The following is a 20,099-nucleotide window of genomic DNA, read 5'->3' as shown; positions in this document are numbered from 1 at the left end:
AGCTGGACCTACGGGCCTTCAGCGGCGCACACCCCGTCGAACTCATCGGCGGAGTCCGCTTCCCAGCCATCGGCGAACTCCCCTACCTCCTCACCCTCGCAGGCCACGGCTTCTACTGGTTCCGGCTTCCCCCGGTCACCCCGAGCACTTCCCGACGATCGTGAGTGTCTGCCCGCGAAAGGAGGTATCACCATGCCGAAGACCGCATCTCTTCGCCCGGGCAGGACGGCCCTCGCCGACCCGCTGACCTCGCTCGGCGGTCTGCTGCGCGAGTGGCTGCCCCGGCAGCGCTGGTTCGCGGGCAAGGACCGGCCCGTCACCGACCTGGACCTGTCGTCGATGACCGAGCTGTTTCCGGGCTGTCTGCACCTGCTCGTCCGCACCGGCCACACGGCCGTCCCCACCCCCGGCGGCCCTCCCCCGCCCGGCGACTGCTACCAACTGCTCCTCGGCCTGCGGGACCACCCGTCACCGCGCCTCGGCCGGGCCCTCATCGGCCGCGCGCACGAGGGGCCCCTGGCCGGTCAGTGGGTCTACGACGCCCTGCAGGATCCCCGGGCGGCAGAACTGCTGCTGGAGCGGCTCCGGCGCCCCGGCACGACCGGCGCCCTGCGCTTCGAGGCCGACCCCGGCATCACCGTGCCCGCTGGACTCCCGCCGTGTCTCCTCGACGTCGAGCAGTCCAACTCCTCGCTCGTGTACGGCGACTCGTTCATCCTGAAGGTGCTCAGACGTATCCAGCCGGGTGTCCATCCCGACCTGGAGGTGCCCGCGGCCCTCGCCCGGCAGGGCTGCACCCGCGTACCCGCCCCGGCCGCCTGGTTCCGGACCGATCTGCCGCAGGACGCGACCCTCGGGGTCCTCCAGCCCTTCCTGCCCGGCGCCTCCGACGGCTGGACGCTGGCCCTGCTCGCCCTCGCCGCGGGGCGCGGTTTCACCGACGAGGCCCACGAGTTGGGGCGCGCCACCGCCGACGTACACCTGGCCCTCGCGACCGCCTTCCCCTGCGACACCGGTGGCGTGCGGCACAGCAGGCGTGCGGCGGCGGCGATGAGCGAGCGTCTGGACGCGGCCGTGCACTGCGTACCGGCGTTGCGGCCGTACGCCCCCGGGCTGCGTGCCGCCTTCGACACCCTGGCCGGGTTCGACGCCGGACCGGCCGCGCAGCGCGTCCACGGTGATCTGCACCTCGGACAGGTGCTTCGCACCGGCGGTACCGGCGGGGACTGGTTCGTGATCGACTTCGAGGGTGAACCGTCCCGCCCGCTCGCGGAACGCCGCAGCGCCCAGTCGCCGGTACGGGACATCGCCGGCATGCTCCGCTCCTTCGACTACGCCGCCCGAACGCGTCTGCCGTGGCGCCCCGAGTGGGCGCTGCGCTGCCGGGAGGCCTACTGCGCGGGGTACGCGGCCCGGGCCGGGTGGGATCCGCGCCGCGACCACGGGCTGCTGCGCGCGTACGAGACCGACCGGGCCGTGTACGAGGCTGTCTACGAGGCCAGGCACCGCCCCGACTGGCTTCCCGTCCCCATGGCGGCGATCGAACGACTCTCAGTCCGAGGAGGCTGACCACTGTGGCCCTGCACGACCCCTCCCTCCCCGACACTCCCTCCCTGGGCAGGCCCGACGCCCTGTGGGATCCCGGCGAGAAGCAGCGCCTGCTCGCCGGCACCCATCACGACCCGCACGCGCTGCTCGGCGCGCATCCCGGGCCCGGTGGCGGGGTCGTCCTCCGTGCGCTGCGCCCACACGCGCGGGGTGTGAGCGTGCTGGTCGACGGGCTGCCGCACAAACTCGACGACGACGGTGACGGCTTCTTCAGTGCCGTACTCCCCTTCGATCCCTCCTCCGCCGCGATTCCCGACTACACGTTGCTGGTGTCGTACGAGGACGGTGAGTCGGAGGTCGACGATCCGTACCGTTTCCTGCCCGCGCTCGGTGAGGTGGACCTGCATCTCATCCAGGAGGGGCGGCACGAGGAGCTGTGGAAGGCGCTGGGCGCCGAGCCGATGACCCACCAGGGCGTCACCGGCACCCGCTTCGCCGTCTGGGCGCCCAACGCACGCGGGGTACGGGTGACCGGGGACTTCACCTTCTGGGACGGGACCGGGTATCCGATGCGGTCACTGGGCTCCTCCGGGGTCTGGGAGCTGTTCGTGCCCGGTCTGGGTGAGGGCGAGCGGTACAAGTTCGAGGTCGTGGGCCGGGACGGAAGCCGGGTCATGAAGGCGGACCCGATGGCCCGGCGCACCGAGGTGCCACCCGCGACGGCGTCCGTCGTCACCGCCTCCCACTACGAGTGGGGCGACGAGGAGTGGCTCGCACGACGGGCCGGCACGGCAGCGCACGAGGAGCCGTTCTCCGTGTACGAGGTCCATCTCCCGTCCTGGCGACCCGGGTTGACATACCGTCAGCTCGCCGACGAACTTCCGGCGTACGTAAAGGACTTGGGCTTCACCCATGTGCAGCTCATGCCGATCGCCGAGCACCCCTTCGGCGGGTCCTGGGGGTATCAGGTCACCTCCTACTACGCCCCGACCGCCCGGCTGGGTTCCCCCGACGACTTCCGGTATCTGGTCGACGCGCTGCACCGGGCCGGTGTCGGAGTCCTGTTGGACTGGGTGCCGGCACACTTCCCCAAGGACGAGTGGGCGTTGGCCCGGTTCGACGGAGAACCTCTCTACGAGCCCGGCGATGCGCGGCGTGCCGAGCATCCGGACTGGGGGACGTACGAGTTCGACCTCGGGCGGACCGAGGTGCGGAACTTCCTGGTCGCCAACGCCGTGTACTGGTGCGAGGAGTTCCACCTCGACGGGCTGCGGGTCGACGCGGTCGCCTCGATGCTCTACCTCGACTACTCGCGCGATTCCGGGCAGTGGACGCCGAACGTGCACGGCGGGCGGGAGGACCTCGACGCGGTCGTCTTCCTCAAGGAGATGAACGCCACCGTGTACCGGCGGGTGCCCGGCGTGCTGACGGTCGCCGAGGAGTCCACCGCGTGGGACGGGGTGACCCGGCCCACCGACAGCGGCGGGCTGGGCTTCGGGCTGAAGTGGAACATGGGCTGGATGCACGACTCGCTCGGCTACGTCCAGCACGAGCCCGTCCATCGCAAACACCACCACCACGAGATGACGTTCTCCATGGTGTACGCGTACAGCGAGAACTACGTCCTCCCCATCTCCCACGACGAAGTCGTCCACGGCAAGCGGTCGTTGGTGTCGAAGATGCCGGGCGACTGGTGGCAGCAACGGGCGAATCACCGCGCGTACCTCGGCTTCATGTGGGCCCATCCCGGCAAGCAACTCCTCTTCATGGGCCAGGAGTTCGCGCAGGGCGCCGAGTGGTCCGAGGCCGACGGGCCGGACTGGTGGCTGCTGGACACGGAGTACGCGGCGGAGCCCGACCACCGGGGCGTCCGGGATCTCGTGCGCGATCTCAACACCGTCTACCGGCGCACCCCCGCCCTCTGGCAACGCGACACCGACCCCGCCGGTTTCCGGTGGGTGGCCGGGGACGCCGCCGAGGACAACGTCTTCGCGTTCCTCCGCTACGACGCACAGCGGCAGCCCCTGTTGTCCGTCAGCAACTTCTCGCCGGTGGTCCGCCACGACTACCGCCTCGACGTTCCCGGTTCGGTCCCCGCCTGGCAGGAGGTCCTCAACACCGATGCCGCCCGCTACGGCGGCAGCGACATCCGCAACCGCGAGGCGGTGACGCCCCGGTCGGCGTGTGTCCGGGTGACGTTGCCGCCGCTCGCCACGGTGTGGCTGACGCCGGCGCGTGGGCGAGGTCAAGTGAATTGAGGTGGGGTGGGGTGATGAGGTCGACGCAAGGGGCGGTTCACGGAAAACCACTTCCGAAACCCGCACGGGAAAAACGAGTTCGCAGTTCCCGACAACAAAGCCCTTCACCTGAGCTAGATTCGGTCACCGTCGATAACTCCAACCGTCGGCGCGGTCACAGTCAGTACGATCCAGGAGCAGCGCATGCGCGACTTCGCCCTCGCTCCCCCCACCGTCGCCGCACCGATGACGGGTGGACTCGCCGACAGCGTCTTCGACACGGCGCTCCGTGAACCGAACCTGCCGCAGCTCTCGCGCCGCCCCGACCCGGCCAAACAGGTCTGGACGCAGGTGACGGCCGCCGAGCTGCGGGACGAGGTCGTCGATCTCGCCAAGGGGTTCATCGCCTCCGGCATCTCACCGGGCCAACGCGTGGCCATCATGGCCCGTACCCGCTACGAGTGGACGGTGCTCTGCTACGCGCTCTGGGCGGTGGGCGCCGAGGTCGTGCCGATCTATCCGACCTCCTCGCGCGACCAGGTCGCCTGGATCCTCGCGGACGCGCAGTGCAGTGCCGTCGTCGTCGAGGACGAACAGGGCCTCATGACCGTCGGCTCGGTGTGCACCTCGCTGCCCCTGCTGCGCAACGTGTGGCAGCTGGACGACGGAGCCCTGTCCCAACTCGTGGAGCTGGGGCGGAAGGTGGCGACGACGACGGTCAACTCCATGCGCCGGATCGTGCTGCCGGACTCGGCCGCGGTGGTCGCCTACACGTCCGGCACGACCGGGCATCCCCGCGGCTGCGCCCTGAGCCACCGCAGCCTGGCCAGCCCGTGCGACACCCTGCTCGCCGGCTGGCGACACACCGCGGCACCGCCCGGCGAACAGCCCAGGGTCCTCGCCTTCCTGCCCTTCTCACACGTGTACGGCCTGATGATCCAGGGCCTGTGCCTGCGCGGGGGAATGCTCATGGGCCACGAACCCGACCTGAGCGGGGAGGCGCTGTCGGCGGCGCTGCTCTCCTTCCGGCCGACGTATCTGTACGCGGTGCCGTCTGTGTTCGAGAAGATCTACAAGAACTTCCTGCGCGCCGCCCAGAAAGCGGGCCGGGGCGCCCTGTTCGAGCGGGCCGTCGGTACCGCGCGGGACTTCGCGACGGCTGTCGAACGCCAGCGGCTGGGAACGGGCTCCGGGCCCGGTTTCGACCTGCGGCTCCAACACGCCCTCTACGAACGGACGGTGTACCGCAAACTGCGTGCCGCCCTCGGCGGACGGGTGTGCGGGGCAGTGTCGGGCGGCTCACCCCTCAACCGTGAACTCGCCCTGTTCTACTCGGGTATCGGCATCCTCGTCCACGACGGCTACGGCCTCACCGAGACCAGCGGCGGCGTCACCGCGCAGCCCGTGGGCCGGGAGAAGTTCGGGACGGTCGGGCAGCCGCTGCCCGGCACGGAGATCCGGGTCGCCGAGGACGGCGAGATCCTGGTGTACGGCACCTCCGTCTTCCAGGGGTACGTCCATGACGACGCCGGAACACGAGAAGCGCTGCGGGGCGGTTGGCTGGCCACCGGGGACATCGGGCGGCTGGACACCGAGGGGTATCTGACGATCACCGGGCGCAAGAAGGACATCATCATCACCAGCAGCGGCAAGAGCGTCGCCCCGGCCGCTCTGGAGCAGCGGCTGCGGATGCATCCGCTGGTGCACCAGGCGGTCATCGTGGGCGACAACCGGCCGTGCATCGGCGCCCTGATCACCCTCGACCCGGATTTCCTCGCCCACTGGCGCGCGTCGCTGGCCCTGCAGGAGGACATGCCGCACCGCCAGGCGCGCGAGGAGAACGCCCTGCGGGAGGAGATCGGACGTGCCGTCGCCGCCGCCAACAGCACGGTGTCGCGGTCGGAGTCGATCCGGGTGTTCCGGGTCCTCGCGGAGCCCTTCGCCCTCAGCAACGGCCTGCTGACCCCCTCGATGAAGCTGCGCCGGGACGCGATCGTGCGGCACTACGCCTTCGAGATCGACGCGATGTACCAGGCCAGGACACGCTCTCCCCGGCCGAACGCGGCGGCGGACGAACTCGCGCACTGGGACGACTCGGACAACGTGTTCCGCTGAGCACACGGCGCGTACGCGGTGCGGATCCTGGTTGACGGTACGGCGGGCGGGCCCGCACAGTGATCTCCGTATCGGCCTCCCGTACGGATTGGACCCTGCCGTGACCAGTACCGCCGCACCGTGGTCGCACGCGCCCGTCAAGGTCGGGCTCGTCGGTGCCGGCCCCTGGGCGCGAGGGGTGCACGCGCGCGTGCTGGCCGCCGGGCCCGAGACCGAGCTCGCCGGGGTCTGGGCGCGCCGCCCTGAGGCGGCCCAGGAGACGGCGGCACCGTACGGGGCCCCGGTCGCCGCCCGGTTCGAGGAACTGCTCGACTCCTGCGAGGCGTTGGCGTTCGCCGTACCGCCCGCCGTTCAGGCCGAGCTGGCCCTTCTCGCCGCGAAGGCGGGCAAGGCGCTGCTGCTGGAGAAGCCGATCGCCGAGGATCTCGGGGCGGCCCGGCGGCTGGTGGACGCGATCGACGAGGCCGGGGTCGTCTCCCAGGTCACCCTGACGAACCGCTACCACCCCGAGACCCGCCGGTTCCTGAAGGCGGCGAGCGAAGCGGACGTGTTCGGCGCGCGGGCGTGCTTTCTGACCGATGCCTTCCTCGGCGGCGCGTTCGCGACCCCCTGGCGGCTCGAGCACGGCGCGCTGCTCGATCTGGGGCCGCATGTCCTCGACCTGCTCGACGCATCCGTGGGGCGGATCGCACGGGTGCGCGGGACCGGGGATCCGCGCCGCTGGATCGAGCTCACCTGTGAGCACGAGAACGGTGCGGTCAGTCAGGCCTCCCTGTCCGGTTCGGTGAACGTGGCGCAGGGCGTCGCCCGCGTCGAACTCTTCGGTTCCGGGCCGGAGTTGGTGTTCGACAGCTCCGAACTCGACAGCGAGGAGAGCTGGCCGGTGCTGCGCCGCGAGTTCGCGACCGCCGTACGCACCGGGGTGTCCGGCGAGCTCGACGCCCGTCGCGGCCTTCATCTGCAGACGCTGATGGCCCAGGTGTCCGAGGCCTGAGCCATCCTCGAAACCGGCGTGACGTGGATCACGCCCGGCGTGGGCGTGGACGCGGAACAACCCGGCGGGGTCGGCCGTTCTTCTGTATGTGGCTGCGGAGGGGACAGTGTCCCCGGGCCTCACCCATAGCCCATGGGGAAGATCGTTCGGCTGAAGCCCCATGGAGCCTTTCGCCGCGAGGCGACCGCCCTCCGCGTGCCACCACCTACGGCCCTGGCTGGTCTCCCCCGTCCAGCCAGGGCCTTCTTCTGTCAAAAATCAGATTCATGCCTTCCTCCGAGGTGCCCGGCGCGTCCGCAACGGCTGAAATGGATGGAGGGGAAGCCACCTGAGCCGGGGGTGCGCTGCCACGGCCGACGCCTTCCCTCCGGATAGCCGGCGAGGAGCCCTGCTCATGACCAAAGCGACAAAGCTGCTGACCGCCCTTCCCCCGCCCCGCCGTGAGCGTCTGCTCTCGCTCGCGACGGAGGTGTCCTTTCCCGAGGACTTCAGGATCTTCGAGGCGGGCGACACCGCCGACCGCTTCTGGGTCGTCCGCTCCGGTGCGGTCTCCCTGGTCCAGCAGGTGACGCCTGTGCAGCGCGTGACCGTGGCCAGCCTCGGCGCGGGCGACCTGCTCGGCTGGTCCTGGCTCTTCCCTCCCCACCGGTGGGACTTCGGCGCCGAGGCCTTCAGCCCTGTACGCGCCTACGAGTTCGACGCCGCGTCGGTGCTCGAACTCTGCGAGGAGGAACCGGCCCTCGGGCTGCAGCTGGTGCGGGTCATCGCCGAGATCCTCGCCCATCGGCTGGAGCTGACCCGGGGCAGGCTGATGGAGGACTACTCCCTGTACAAGCGGGGGCCCGGGTAACGAGTGCCGGTCACCGGACGCGGTAGCGGCGCAGCGCCGGCATCGCGGCCGTCAGGGCCAGGGTGAGGGCGACGACCAGGAGTCCACCGCCGGCGACGGCGGTGCGGGGGCCCAGGGCGGATGCCGTGGTGCCGTGCAGCAGGTCGGCCAGGCGGGGACCGCCCACGACGACCACTGTGAAGACGCCCTGCATCCGGCCGCGCATCTCGTCGGTCGCCGCCGACATCAGGATCGCCACCCGGAAGACACCGGAGACCATGTCGGCGACTCCGGCGACGACCAGGAACGCCACCGCCGCCCACAGGCTGGTGCTCAGCCCGAAGCCCGTGATCGCCAGCCCCCAGGCGACGACCGAACCGATCACCATCCAGCCGTGCCGCCGCGCCCGCGAGAACGTGCCGGAGAAGAGGCCGCCGAGCACCGCGCCCACCGGGATCGCCGCGAACAGCAGGCCGAGGGCGAGTCCCTCCCCGTAGGGGGCGTACGTCTGGGCGGCGAGCTGCGGGAACAGGGCGCGGGGCATGCCGAAGACCATGGCGACGATGTCCGCGAGGAAGGAGAGCAGGAGCACCTTGTGCAGGGCGATGTAGCGGAACCCGGCCACGATCTCCCGTGCGCCCGCCTTCCGGGAGGCCGCCGGCCCCGGCGGGAGCGGGGGCAGCAGTACGACGGACCACAGGGTGACGCACAGGGCGAGCGCGTCGATCAGATACAGCTCGGCGAGGCCGATGACGGGTATGAGGGTGCCGGCGAGCAGCGGTCCCGCGACCAGGCCGGTGTACAGGACGGTCATTCCCAGGGCGTTGGCGGCGGCGAGTTCATCCTCGGGGACCAGTTGGGCGACGACGGCACTGCGGGCCGGTGAGTTCAGGCCGAAGAACGCCTGCTGGAGGGCAAGCAGGACCATCAGGGTCGCCACCGAGTCGAGGCCGACGAGGGCCTGGATCCAGAACAGCAGCGAGGTGACGGCGATGCCGGTGTTGGTGATCAGCAGGAGCTTGCGGCGGTCCATGCTGTCGGCGATCGCGCCGCCCCACAGGGCGAACACGACCAGGGGCAGGAGTCCGGCCAGACTCGCGTAGCCGACCCAGGCGGAGGAGCCGGTGATGTCGTAGATCTGCTTGGGCACGGCGACGGCGGTGAGCTGGCTACCGACGGCCGTGACGGCGGTCGAGGACCACAGGCGGCGGTAGGCAGGGCGGCGCAGGGGCCGGGTGTCCATGGCCCAGCGGCGGCCTCCCGGGCCGGGCACGTCGGCGGGCGCGGTCGGCTGAGGGCCCGAGTCGTTGCCGGTGCTGCTGTTGCTGGGGTCCACGGGAGTCCTGGTTGCTCGCTACATCCAATCGGCTCAGCTTTCAATATCACAGGTGCTGTAGGCGCTGCCGGGGCCTTCTCCGGCGAGCGTCCGTGCGGCACTGTCCAGCAGCATGTCGAGGGCCGCGGGATAGGCGCTGGCGACCATGCGAGCGGCGAGCAGGGGGCCGCTTCGGCGATGCGGGGGTGGGTGCTGCGGGGCAGGCGGGCGTAGGTCGAGCGCCACATGTCCTCGTCGGCGGTGAGGCTGGCGCGGGGCAGGGCCAGGGAGGCGGAGTCGAGGGCGGCGAAGGCCAGCGTCTGGTCGATGAAGGCGTGGTAGATCCGTACGGTCTCCGGCAGCGGGAAACCGGCAGTGCGCAGGACGTCGAGGATGGCCTCGTCGGCGGCCAGTTCGTTGGCGCGGCCCGTGACACGGCTGGCGGTCAGGACGGCGGCCTGCGGATGGGCGACGTACACGGCGTGGATGCGCAGCCCGACGGCGCGCAGGTCGCTCTGCCACTCCCCGGTGGGCCGCCAGCCGTGCAGCGCCTGGCCGATGAGCGCGTCGCCGATGGCGAGGGTCAGGTCGTCCATACCGCGGAAGTAGCGGTAGAGGGTGCTGGGGTCGGCGTCCAGGGCCAGGCCCAGGCGGCGGGCGGTGAGGCCGGCGCTGCCGTGTTCGCGGAGCATGCGCAGGGCCGTGTCGACGATCAGCCGCTCGGACAGCACGGTGCCGCTCCTGGTGGGACGGCGGCGCCGCCGCTTCTCCTCCGGCACTACCTGCTTCGGCACGGCCACCCCTCCCGCTTCCCGTTCTTACGCCAACGCCATTGACCTTAGACGGCGGCGAGGCGTTGGATCGGCGGACAACAGCATCGGAACCTTCGCAAAAAGGGAGTTTTGCCATGCGTGTGCTGCTCGTGGGAGCCGGCGGTGTGGGGACCGCGATCACCCGGATCGCCGCTCGGCGCTCCTTCTTCGACCTGATGGTCGTGGCCGACTACGACCCGGCGCGGGCCGAGGCCGCGGTCGCGGCGCTCGATGCCGGGGAGCGGTTCGTGGCCGAGCGGGTCGACGCCTCCGACGAGGCGGCGGTGGCGGAGCTGCTGGCCCGGCACGGGTGCGACGTCCTGCTCAACGCGACCGACCCGCGCTTCGTCATGCCGCTGTTCCGCGCGGCGGGCGCCGCCGGGGTCACCTACCTCGACATGGCGATGTCCCTGTCGCGCCCGCATGCCGAGCGGCCGTACGAGGAGTGCGGGGTCAAGCTCGGCGACGAACAGTTCGCGGCGTCGGACGAGTGGGCGAAGGCGGGTGCGCTGGCCCTGGTCGGCATGGGTGTGGAGCCTGGCATGTCCGATGTGTTCGCCCGGTACGCGGCCGACGAACTCTTCGACGAGATCGAGGAGATCGGTATCCGCGACGGAGCGAACCTCACCGTGGACGGCTACGACTTCGCGCCGTCCTTCAGCATCTGGACGACGATCGAGGAGTGCCTCAACCCGCCGGTCGTCTACGAGTCCGGCCTGGGCTGGTTCACCACGGAACCCTTCAGCGAGCCGGAGGTGTTCGACTTCCCCGAGGGCATCGGCCCGGTGGAGTGTGTGAACGTCGAGCACGAGGAGGTGCTGCTCGTGCCGCGCTGGATCGACGCGCGCCGCGTCACCTTCAAGTACGGCCTGGGCGACGAGTTCATCCAGACCCTGAGGACGCTGCACCTGCTGGGCCTCGACCGCACCGACCCCGTGACCGTCCCGAGCGCCTCCGGCCCGGTCGCCGTGTCGCCCCGGGACGTCGTCGCCGCGTGTCTGCCCGACCCGGCGACGCTGGGCGAGCGCATGCACGGCAAGACGTGCGCGGGTACGTGGGTCAAGGGCACGAAGGACGGGGCGCCGCGCGAGGTGTACCTGTACCACGTGGTCGACAACCAGTGGTCCATGGCGGAGTACGGCTCCCAGGCGGTGGTGTGGCAGACGGCCGTCAATCCGGTCGTCGCCCTGGAACTCGTCGCGTCCGGCGCCTGGTCCGGCTCGGGTGTCCTCGGCCCGGAGGCGTTCCCGGCCCGGCCGTTCCTGGACCTGCTGACGGCGTACGGCTCGCCGTGGGGCATGCGCGAGCAGTGAGGTGCCCTCCCCGGGCCGCAGCCCGGGGAGTCGGGCGGTGCTGGGGCGCGGAGGTTCTACGGCGCGGAGGGCTTGCCCTTCGTGCCGATCCAGGTCCGGAACAGCTGATCCAGGTCCTTGCCGGAGACTCGCTCGGCGAGGGCGGTGAACTGGGCGGTCGTACCGTGCCCGCCTCGGTGGTCGGTGGCCCAGGTGCGCAGGATCCTGAAGAAGGCGGGGTCACCGACCGCCTTGCGGAGCTTGTGCAGGGCCATGGCGCCGCGGTCGTAGACGGGCCTGCCGAAGATGTTCGCTCCGCTGCCCGGGTCGGCGGGCGGGAACGACCACAGGTCGTCGTCCTTGGCCGTGACGTACAGGCCGTCGAAGGTCTTCTGGGCGCTCGGGCCGCCGTGCTGTTCCGCGTACAGCCACTCCGTGTAGGTCGCGAAGCCCTCGTTGAGCCAGATGTCCTTCCAGCTGGTGAGGGCGACGGAGTCCCCGAACCACTGGTGGGCGCTCTCGTGGACCAGGGTGCTGAGATCGGGTGCCTGGTCGTACACGGGACGGGTCTGTGTCTCCAGTGCGAAGCCGACCTGCGGGGCGCGGTCGACGATGGCTCCGGCGGCCTTGTACGGGTAGGGGCCGAAGAGCTTGGCCTCCCAGTCCAGGACGGACGGCAGCTTCTTCAGCACGGGCGCCGCGGCGGAGGCCTCACGCGGATCGACGGCGTTGTAGACCTTGATGCCGCCGCGGGTGGTGTACTGCTCGACGTTGAACTTCCCGACCGTGGCCGTGGCCAGGTAGGCGGCCATCGGCTCGGACTGACGCCAGCGGAAGGTGGACTTGCCGCCCACGGTCTTCTGGCCCAGGAATACACCGTTGGCGACCGCGGTGCGCCCCTTGGGGACGGTGATCGTGAAGTCGTACGAGGCCTTGTCCTTGGGGTGGTTGTTGCCGGGGAACCAGCTCATGGATCCCTGCGGCTCACCGGCGACGAACACGCCGTCGTCGGTGGCTATCCAGCCGTCCTTCGATCCGTCCGGGTCTGTGACCGCCTTGGGGACACCGGAGTAGGTGACGGCGACCCGGAATGTCTGGTCCTTCTTCAGGGCGTGGCGCGGGCTGACGATCAGTTCCTGCCCGGAGCGCCGGAAACCGGCCTTCACGCAGTCGACGGTGAGGGCGGTGACCTTCAAGCCACTGAGGTCGAGGTTGAAGCGGGTCAGCTTCTGGGTGGCGCGGACGGTGAGCACGGCCTTGCCGTCGAGGCGGCGGCTCACGGGGTCGTAGCGGAGGTTCAGGTCGTAGTGGGCGACGTGATAGCCGCCGTTTCCGGACAGCGGGAAGTACGGGTCTCCGACACCGGAGGCGCCTGTCGTCGCGGCGCTCGCGGGTGCGGCGGCGGCCAGCAGGGCCGCGAGGGCGACGGGCACGGTCGCGACGACGGCGTCACGACGGAGGACCGCGGTGCGTGTGCCTGCGTACTTCCTGGGGGGTCTCACGCGAACTCCTACGATATTGGGTGTGATCATCTTCAGGGTTTTCACCCTAGAGGCGCCACCGCGCGAATTCTTCCTCCTTCTGGTCAAGTTGCGAGACCCGGCGGGCGAACACATCATTCTTTCGGTCACCGCACGCGCATCGCACCCCGCCGGAGGCCCCGTGACCGTCCGCGTCCGTCGTGTCCACGAACCTCCCGAGCCGGACGACGGCGTACGCGTCCTGGTCGACCGGCTGTGGCCGCGCGGCCTGTCCACGGACGTGGCGCAGGTCCACGAGTGGCCGAAGGCACTGACCCCGTCGACCGAGTTGCGCCGCTGGTACCACTCCCAGGAGGATGCGGCCGACGCCTACGAGGAGTTCCGGCGCCGTTACGAGGCGGAGCTGGCCACGCCCGAGGCGGCCGAACCCCTGCAAGCGCTGCGTGAGCTGGCCGCCAAGGGCCCGGCGACGCTTGTCACCGCCGCCAGGGCCCCTGACCGGAGCCATGCCTCAGTACTCGCCGGACTACTGACGTCCGGCGACGGGGAACCCTAGGCGGTCGCCCGCGCCGCCGGCCGCCCGGCCGCGCGGCCCGAGAACAGGCAGCCGCCGAGGAAGGTGCCCTCCAGGGCGTTGTAGCCGTGGACGCCGCCGCCGCCGAAGCCGGCGACCTCACCGGCCGCGTACAGCCCCTCGACGGGTTCGCCCGTCGCGCCCAGCGCCCGTGAGTCGAGGTCCGTCTGGATGCCGCCGAGGGTCTTGCGGGTGAGGGTGTGGAGCTTGACGCCGATGAGCGGGCCGGCCTCGGGGTCGAGGATGCGGTGCGGGGAGGCGGTGCGGCCGAGCCGGTCGCCGATGTAGCGGCGGGAGTTGCGGATGCCCTGGATCTGCGCGTCCTTGCTGTACGGGTTGGCGATCTGGAGGTCGCGGGCCTCGATCTGGCGGCGCACCCGGTCCACGTCGAGCAGCGGCTTGTCGGTCAACTCGTTCATTTTCCCGATGAGTTGGTCGAGGTTGTCGGCGACCACGAAGTCGGCTCCGTGCTTCACGAAGTCGGCCACCGGGCCGGGGGCGCCCTTGCCGAGGATGCGCTCCTTGAGGAACGCCTTGCGGTTCTTGGCGGTGATGTCGGGGTTCTGCTCGGAGCCCGACAGGGCGAACTCCTTCTCGATGATCCGCTGGGTGAGGATGAACCAGGAGTGGTCGTGCTCGGCGATGTCCTCGGTGGTGCGCAGGTACTTGAGGGTGCCGAGGGTGTCGTACCCGGGCAGGCAGGGTTCGGGCAGGCGGCGCCCGAGCGCGTCGAACCACATGGAGGACGGGCCGGGCAGGATGCGGATGCCGTGACCGGGCCAGATCGGGTTCCAGTTCTGGATGCCCTCGGTGTAGTGCCACATGCGGTCCCGGTTGACGAGACGCGCTCCGGCCTCGGCGCTGATGTCGAGCATCCGCCCGTCGACGTAGGCGGGTACACCGGTGGCCATGTCGGTCGGCGCCGTGCCGAGCCGCTCGGGCCAGTACCGGCGCACGATGTCGTGGTTGGCGCCGATGCCGCCGGTGGTGACGATCACGGCCTGGGCGGTGAGTTCGAAGTCGCCGATCCGGTCCCGGTTGGACGCCACTCCGCGCGGCGAGGTGTCCTCGGCGAGGACCGTGCCGCGTACGCCGCGCACCGCGCCCTCCGTGACGACGAGTTCGTCGACCTGGTGACGGTGGTAGAAGGTCAGCAGTCCGGCTCGGGACGCCTCCTTGGCGCTGAGCACGAAGGGTTCGACGACTCCGGTGCCGGTGCCCCAGGACACGTGGAAGCGGGGTACGGAGTTGCCGTGCCCGTGGGCTCGCAGGTCGCCGCGTTCCGCCCAACCGACCGTCGGCAGGAACGAGATGCCGTGGCCGGCGAGCCAGGACCGCTTCTCCCCTGCGGCGAACTCGACGTAGGCGCGCGCCCATTTCACCGCCCAGGAGTCCTCGTCGTCGACGCGGTCGAACCCGGCGCTGCCCTGCCAGTCGCTCCAGGCGAGGTCGAAGGAGTCCTTGATGCCTACGCGTCTCTGCTCCGGTGAGTCGACGAGGAACAGCCCGCCGAACGACCAGAAGGCCTGGCCGCCGAGGTTGGCGGCGTTCTCCTGGTCGACGAGCGCGACCCGTCGGCCCTTGCTGGTCAGTTCGTGTGCCGCGACCAGTCCGGCGAGGCCGGCTCCGACGACGATGACGTCCGCATCCATGGCGACCGTTCCCTTTCTCATCCGCCGCTGCGCGCGGCCGGGTTGTCGCTGCCGTCGGTGAGCAGTGCGGTGAGCAGCTGCTTGAGCCACGCGCGCGCGTGCTCGACGTCCTTGTCCAGCAGCAGTTGGGTCGTGACCCCGTCGTACGCGGCGATCACCGCATGGGCGGCGCCCTCGGTGTCGCCGAGTACGGCGGGCAGTTCGGTGTGTCCGGTGGCCCGGGCGAGCCGGTCCGCGACGGTCCGTCGCAGCCTCTCGCGGTGTTCCAGGAGGGTCTGCGCGACGGCCGGGATCCGGGCCGCGTGGACCAGGAAGTCGGTCTTGACGAGCAGCCAGTCGAGATCGAGCAGCAGGACCTCGGTGACCCGGTCGGCGGCCGCGGGCACGTCGAGATCCGGACCGTCCAGGGCGAGCGCGCCCGCGACCTGGTCGGCGATCAGACCGGCACGCTCTATGTAGAGGGCGAAGAACAGCTCGTCGAGGCTGTCGAAGTTCGAGTAGAAGGCGCCTCTGCTGTAGCCGGCTGCCTCACAGACCTCCTCGATGGAGACCCGCCCGAACCCCTTCGCGGCGAACACCGAGAACGCGGCCTCCAGCAGATTGGCGCGCGTCCGCACGCGCCGCTTGGTCACCCGCCCCGTCGTCCCCTCGACCGCCATGTCCGGCCCTCCGTTCGATACAGGAATGTATCCGATACGTCGATGTATCCAAAGGGTTCAAGGGGATGAGATTGCGCCACCCCACGAATAGGAACATATATTCGAATATGGGAGTACGCTGGTGCCATGGCCGCGCATCTCCAAGGTTCCCTCTTCGACCAGACCGACGAACTCCGGCTCGGCGCACTGGCCGGAACGCGCCGCACTCCACTGGGTCACGGTGCCTGGATCGACGAACTCCCCGGCTGGCTCCACGGAGCGGACGCCCTGTTCGAACAGCTCGCGGCCGAGGTCCCGTGGCGGGCCGAGCGCCGGAAGATGTACGACCAGGTCGTGGACGTCCCTCGGCTGCTGGCCTTCTACGGCGAGGCGGACGAGCTGCCGCACCCGGTGCTGGCGCAGGCGCGGGACGCGCTCGGCGCGCACTACGCGGCCGAACTCGGGGAGCCCTTCACCACGGCCGGACTCTGCTACTACCGCGACGGACGGGACAGCGTCGCCTGGCACGGGGACCGGATCGGGCGCGGTGCGCGCGAGGACACCATGGTCGCGATCCTCTCCGTGGGCGCCCCGCGCGACCTGCTCCTACGGCCGGTGCGTGGCGGCGAGACGGTGCGACGTCCGCTGGGTCACGGGGACCTGATCGTGATGGGCGGCTCCTGCCAGCGGACCTGGGAGCACGCCGTACCCAAGAGCGCGCGGGCCGCCGGTCCGCGGATCAGCGTCCAGTTCCGGCCGCGCGGGGTGCAGTGAGGCAGCGGGCGGCCCGCCCCGTCATGAGCCACTCCCCCGCCGTCTGATTTGCTGTGCGTCATCCGGCAGCGAACTGCAGAACGGGAAGATCATGCGGGCAGACGTCCAGCAAGTCGCCGATGGCATTTACCTCGTACACGGAAGCAACACCAACTGGGTGATCCTCACCGAGGGGGACGGCGCCACCCTGATCGACACCGGATACCCCGGCGACCGGCAGCTGGTCCTCGACTCGCTCGCGCAGGTGGGGAGTTCGCCGGAGGCCGTCGCGGCGATACTCGTCACGCACGCCCACAACGACCACATCGGCTCGGCCGAGTACCTGCGCTCCACCTACGGCACGCCGGTGCTGACACACGAAGCCGAAGTCCCGCACGCGCGCCGGGACTTCCTGCACCAGGTGAGCGTCGGAGAGGTGCTGAAGAACGGCTGGCGGCCCGGCGTGCTCCCCTGGGCGGTGCACGCGATCCGCTCCGGCGGCACCGCCCAGGTCCCGGTCGCCGAGCCGCACCCGTTCCCGGAGGTGCTCGACCTGCCGGGCGGGCCCGTCCCCGTCCACACCCCGGGGCACACGGACGGGCACTGCGCCTTCCACCTCCCGGACGCCGGGGTTCTTGTCTCCGGCGACGCCCTGGTCAGCGGGCACCCGACCGCCCGGCTCAAGGGCCCGCAGCTGCTGCCCGACATGTTCCACCATGAGCGCGAGCGTGCGGTGGCCTCGCTGGACCTGCTGGAAAAGCTCTCGGCCGACGTTCTGCTCCCCGGCCACGGGCCCGTGCACCACGGCAGCGTGCCGGAGGCGGCCCGGCAGGCGCGGGAGCGGGCCCTGTGAGGCGGCGCTCTACAGTGAGGTGACGATCACCAGCAATACGAGAACGGTCGAGCCATGGCATTGCAGATCAGCGCCACCAACCCCGAGCACCCCGCACTCCTGCTCGAACTGCCGTGGCACCTCCCCCTGGAGGAGTGGCCCGACCGCTACCTCGTCCCGCTGCCGCGCGGCATCTCCCGGCACGTCGTGCGCTACGCACGCGCTGGCGACGAGGTGATCGCCGTCAAGGAGCTGGCGGAACGCCCCGCCCTGCGCGAGTACGAGCTGCTGCGGGACCTGGACCGGCTCGGCATCCCGGCCGTCGACCCCCTGGCCGTGGTCACCGGACGCGCCGACGAGGACGGCAGCGCCCTGGAGCCGGTGCTGATCACCCGGCACCTCGGCGGTTCCATGCCGTACCGCTCGATGTTCGAGACGACGATGCGCCCGGCCACCATGCACCGCCTGATGGACGCGCTGGCCGTCCTGCTGGTGCGGCTCCACCTCGCCGGGTTCGCCTGGGGCGACTGCTCCCTGTCGAACACCCTCTTCCGGCGCGACGCGGGCGCGTACGCCGCGTACCTGGTCGACGCCGAGACGGGCGATCTGCACCCGCAGCTCAGCAACGGTCAGCGCGAGTACGACCTCGACCTCGCCCGCGTGAACATCAGCGGTGAGCTGCTGGACCTGGAGGCGTCCGGGGCGCTGCACCCCTCCGTGGACCCGATCGAGTTCGGCATGGAGATCTGCGCCCGCTACCAGCGGCTGTGGCAGGAGCTGACCCGCACCTCCGTCTACCCGGCGGGCAAGTACCACTTCATCGAGCGCCGCATCCGGCGCCTCAACGAGCTCGGTTTCGACGTGGCCGAGATGCAGATCGAGCACTCCTCGAACGGCGACACGGTGACCTTCGTACCGAAGGTCGTCGACGCCGGCCACCACCAGCGGCAACTGCTGCGGCTGACCGGGCTCGACACCGAGGAGAACCAGGCGCGGCGGCTCCTCGGCGACCTGGAGAGCTGGATGGCCACCCAGGACGACTACGAGCCCGGCGACCCCCTGGGTGCCAGCCCGGAGGTGCTCGCGCACCGCTGGGTGCGTGAGGTGTTCCGGCCGACCGTGCGAGAGGTCCCGCGCGAGCTGCGCGGAAACGTCGACCCCGCCGAGATCTACCACCAGCTCCTGGAACACCGCTGGTTCCTCTCCGAGCGGGCGCAGCACGACATCGGCCTGGACACGGCGGTCAAGGACTACATCGCCAACATCCTGCCCAAGGCCCGCCAGGCGCTGCCCCTGCCGACGGAGGAGGAGACAGCGGAGGCGCCGCCCGTCTGAGTCACTCGTGCGGGACGACGGCCACCGGGCAGCGCGCGTGGTGCAGTACGCCGTGGGCGACCGAGCCGATCCGCGCGCCCACGGCCGAGCGGCGGGCGCGCCGCCCGACGACCAGGAGCTGCGCCCGGGAGGCCACCGACAGCAGCACCTCCCCCGCGCTGCCCATCTCCACGTGCTCGGTGACCTGCACCTCGGGGAAGCGTTCGCGCCACGGCTCCAGCGCGGCGGCGAGCGCGTTCTTCTCGTACGGTTCCATGCCCCCGGCCTCGTCGAGGAGCTTCAGCGAGCCCGGGCTGTACGCGAACACCGGCGGCAGGCTCCACGCGCGCACGGCGCGGACGGCCGCACCACGAGCCGCCGCGGCCTCGAACGCGAACCGCAGGGCCGGCGCGCTCTCCTCCGGATCGCCCTGCTGCCCCACGACGACCTCACGGCCGGCGGCCTCGTCCGAGGCGCGGTCCTCCGCGCGGACGAGGACGACGGGCCGCGTGGACTCGGCGATCACGTGCTGCCCGACGGAGCCGAGCAGAAACCCGACGACGGCCCCGTGCCCTCGGGAGCCGAGCACGAGCATCTCGGCGTCCGCCGCGGCCTCGGCGAGCGAGTCCGCCGCGCCGCCCTCGACCACGTCGACGGTCAGGTCCAGCTCCGGATGGCGTTCGGCGACGCTCCGCGCGGCCTCGTCCGCCCCCTCCCGCACCCACTGGTCGTGGGTCTCCCGGGTCGCGGCCCCGAACGCCTGGTCCGGCACCAGCTCCCAGGCGTGCACCACCCGCAGTGCGAGGTCGCGGCGTACGGCCTCCCGGGCCGCCCAGGCCAGCGCTGCGTGACTCTCGGGCGTTCCGTCCACCCCTGCCGTGATCGGGCGCGTCATACGGTTCCCTCCGTGTCGTGATCATGCTTACCGGGCCCAGTGTTCACTATCGTGTGCCCATGACCTTGCAGTGGGAACAAGTGATCGTGGACTCGGCGGACCCGGCGGCGCTGGGGCGTTGGTGGGCCGAGGCGCTCGGCTGGGCGGTGGTCGACGACTCCCCCGAGGAGTACGAGATCCGCCCGACGCCTGACCAGATGCCCGGCCTCCTCTTTGTACGGGTCCCGGAGGCGAAGTCCGTCAAGAACCGGCTGCACCTCGACTTCCGGCCCGAGGACCAGCAGGCCGAGGTCACCCGTCTGCTGGCCCTCGGGGCGCGCCACGCGGACATCGGCCAGGGAGAGCAGCCTTGGACCACGCTCCTGGACCCGGAGGGCAACGAGTTCTGCGTGCTCGGCGCACGAAAGAGCTGACCGGAGCGAAGCGGGGCGATCGAACATTCGATGGGTCGAAGGCGGCGCGGCACCGGGCTGACGCCGCCCGGTGATTCCGACCGCTCGGGGTGGGAGACGTATGGCACAGGCCGCGGACGCGACGCGGACCGTCATCATGACCGTAGACAGGTGCTCCGGGTAACGCGTGTTTTCGGGAACTACTGCGACCCTTGTACGTGGTTCGCCAAGATCTACCCCATGGCCCCACTTCGTTCCACGCGACTGGAGCTGCGCTTGCCGAATACCTCCTCCATGCTGGTCAGGCGGCTCTACCTTCTTGATCGGGTTGATCGAGCCATTCGTAGGGTTGGGTCACCCAGGGGTGCTGGGTGTGGCTATCAGGCGGCTGCCGTCTCGTGGCTGAGCACGCTTCGCCGCCCGGCA

General features: G+C 70.8%; 17 protein-coding genes and 1 pseudogene. 12 read left to right on the top strand and 6 right to left on the bottom strand.

Going from position 1 to position 20,099, the window contains the following annotated elements:
- From G3I56_RS41950 to G3I56_RS41925, 6 genes are all read left to right on the top strand, one after another.
- On the top strand, positions 1-164 hold a 164-nt coding region (locus G3I56_RS41950; protein WP_203691917.1), incomplete at its 5' end, for an alpha-glucosidase C-terminal domain-containing protein.
- Positions 165-192: 28 nt separating this feature from the next.
- A complete protein-coding gene (locus G3I56_RS41945) occupies positions 193-1,569 on the top strand; it encodes a phosphotransferase (RefSeq protein ID WP_164418687.1) in 1,377 nt (458 codons plus the stop codon).
- Positions 1,570-1,613: 44 nt separating this feature from the next.
- A complete protein-coding gene (gene glgB, locus G3I56_RS41940; RefSeq protein WP_239135443.1) occupies positions 1,614-3,806 on the top strand; it encodes a 1,4-alpha-glucan branching enzyme in 2,193 nt (730 codons plus the stop codon).
- 183 nt (positions 3,807-3,989) lie between these two features.
- On the top strand, positions 3,990-5,900 hold the full coding sequence (locus G3I56_RS41935; RefSeq protein WP_164418683.1) for an AMP-dependent synthetase/ligase: 1,911 nt from the start codon (positions 3,990-3,992) through the stop codon (positions 5,898-5,900).
- A 100-nt stretch (positions 5,901-6,000) separates the two neighbouring features.
- Positions 6,001-6,894 carry a Gfo/Idh/MocA family oxidoreductase gene (locus G3I56_RS41930; RefSeq protein ID WP_164418681.1) on the top strand — a complete coding sequence of 298 codons (894 nt, stop codon included), beginning with the start codon at positions 6,001-6,003 and terminating at the stop codon, positions 6,892-6,894.
- A gap of 394 nt (positions 6,895-7,288) precedes the next feature.
- On the top strand, positions 7,289-7,744 hold the full coding sequence (locus G3I56_RS41925; RefSeq protein WP_164311969.1) for a cyclic nucleotide-binding domain-containing protein: 456 nt from the start codon (positions 7,289-7,291) through the stop codon (positions 7,742-7,744).
- 10 nt (positions 7,745-7,754) lie between these two features.
- On the opposite strand, the gene G3I56_RS41920 is transcribed toward G3I56_RS41925, so the two are convergent.
- Positions 7,755-9,059 (bottom strand): MFS transporter, encoded by a 1,305-nt coding sequence (locus G3I56_RS41920; protein WP_164418679.1) that lies wholly within the window; start codon positions 9,057-9,059, stop codon positions 7,755-7,757.
- A gap of 33 nt (positions 9,060-9,092) precedes the next feature.
- Positions 9,093-9,832 (bottom strand): annotated as a pseudogene (locus G3I56_RS44935) (TetR/AcrR family transcriptional regulator).
- A gap of 113 nt (positions 9,833-9,945) precedes the next feature.
- Between G3I56_RS44935 and G3I56_RS41910 the strand changes: the two are divergent.
- Entirely contained in the window at positions 9,946-11,163 is a 1,218-nt protein-coding gene (locus G3I56_RS41910; protein WP_164418677.1) for a saccharopine dehydrogenase C-terminal domain-containing protein, read from the top strand.
- Positions 11,164-11,219: 56 nt separating this feature from the next.
- Here G3I56_RS41910 and G3I56_RS41905 read toward each other — a convergent pair whose 3' ends face one another.
- Complete coding sequence (locus G3I56_RS41905) at positions 11,220-12,644, bottom strand: M1 family metallopeptidase (RefSeq protein WP_164418675.1); 1,425 nt, start codon at positions 12,642-12,644, stop codon at positions 11,220-11,222.
- Between the two features lie 160 nt (positions 12,645-12,804).
- Here G3I56_RS41905 and G3I56_RS41900 point away from each other — a divergent pair, with 160 nt between their 5' ends.
- Positions 12,805-13,179 (top strand): DUF488 family protein, encoded by a 375-nt coding sequence (locus G3I56_RS41900; protein WP_164418673.1) that lies wholly within the window; start codon positions 12,805-12,807, stop codon positions 13,177-13,179.
- Here the strand turns inward: G3I56_RS41900 and G3I56_RS41895 are convergent.
- Together G3I56_RS41895 and G3I56_RS41890 are read right to left on the bottom strand one after the other, a co-directional pair.
- On the bottom strand, positions 13,176-14,849 hold the full coding sequence (locus tag G3I56_RS41895) for an FAD-binding dehydrogenase (protein ID WP_164418671.1): 1,674 nt from the start codon (positions 14,847-14,849) through the stop codon (positions 13,176-13,178). The genes G3I56_RS41900 and G3I56_RS41895 overlap by 4 nt on opposite strands.
- A gap of 17 nt (positions 14,850-14,866) precedes the next feature.
- On the bottom strand, positions 14,867-15,508 hold the full coding sequence (locus G3I56_RS41890) for a TetR/AcrR family transcriptional regulator (protein ID WP_164418669.1): 642 nt from the start codon (positions 15,506-15,508) through the stop codon (positions 14,867-14,869).
- 126 nt (positions 15,509-15,634) lie between these two features.
- Between G3I56_RS41890 and G3I56_RS41885 the strand changes: the two genes are divergently transcribed.
- From G3I56_RS41885 to G3I56_RS41875, 3 genes are all read left to right on the top strand, one after another.
- Positions 15,635-16,261 carry an alpha-ketoglutarate-dependent dioxygenase AlkB gene (locus G3I56_RS41885; RefSeq protein ID WP_164418667.1) on the top strand — a complete coding sequence of 209 codons (627 nt, stop codon included), beginning with the start codon at positions 15,635-15,637 and terminating at the stop codon, positions 16,259-16,261.
- Positions 16,262-16,352: 91 nt separating this feature from the next.
- On the top strand, positions 16,353-17,093 hold the full coding sequence (locus G3I56_RS41880) for an MBL fold metallo-hydrolase (RefSeq protein WP_164418665.1): 741 nt from the start codon (positions 16,353-16,355) through the stop codon (positions 17,091-17,093).
- A gap of 54 nt (positions 17,094-17,147) precedes the next feature.
- Positions 17,148-18,407 (top strand): DUF4032 domain-containing protein, encoded by a 1,260-nt coding sequence (locus tag G3I56_RS41875; RefSeq protein WP_164418664.1) that lies wholly within the window; start codon positions 17,148-17,150, stop codon positions 18,405-18,407.
- Position 18,408: 1 nt separating this feature from the next.
- Here the strand turns inward: G3I56_RS41875 and G3I56_RS41870 are convergent, their stop codons facing one another.
- Complete coding sequence (locus G3I56_RS41870; RefSeq protein ID WP_164418662.1) at positions 18,409-19,281, bottom strand: universal stress protein; 873 nt, start codon at positions 19,279-19,281, stop codon at positions 18,409-18,411.
- A 59-nt stretch (positions 19,282-19,340) separates the two neighbouring features.
- Here G3I56_RS41870 and G3I56_RS41865 point away from each other — a divergent pair, with 59 nt between their 5' ends.
- On the top strand, positions 19,341-19,694 hold the full coding sequence (locus G3I56_RS41865; protein WP_164418660.1) for a VOC family protein: 354 nt from the start codon (positions 19,341-19,343) through the stop codon (positions 19,692-19,694).
- Positions 19,695-20,099 lie beyond the last annotated feature (405 nt).

It is taken from the genome of Streptomyces sp. SID12488 (genome assembly GCF_010548275.1).
In the GTDB taxonomy this organism is placed as follows: Bacteria; Actinomycetota; Actinomycetes; order Streptomycetales; family Streptomycetaceae; genus Streptomyces.
Note: the sequence above shows the minus strand (reverse complement) of the source record. Positions and strands in the feature narration are given on the sequence as shown.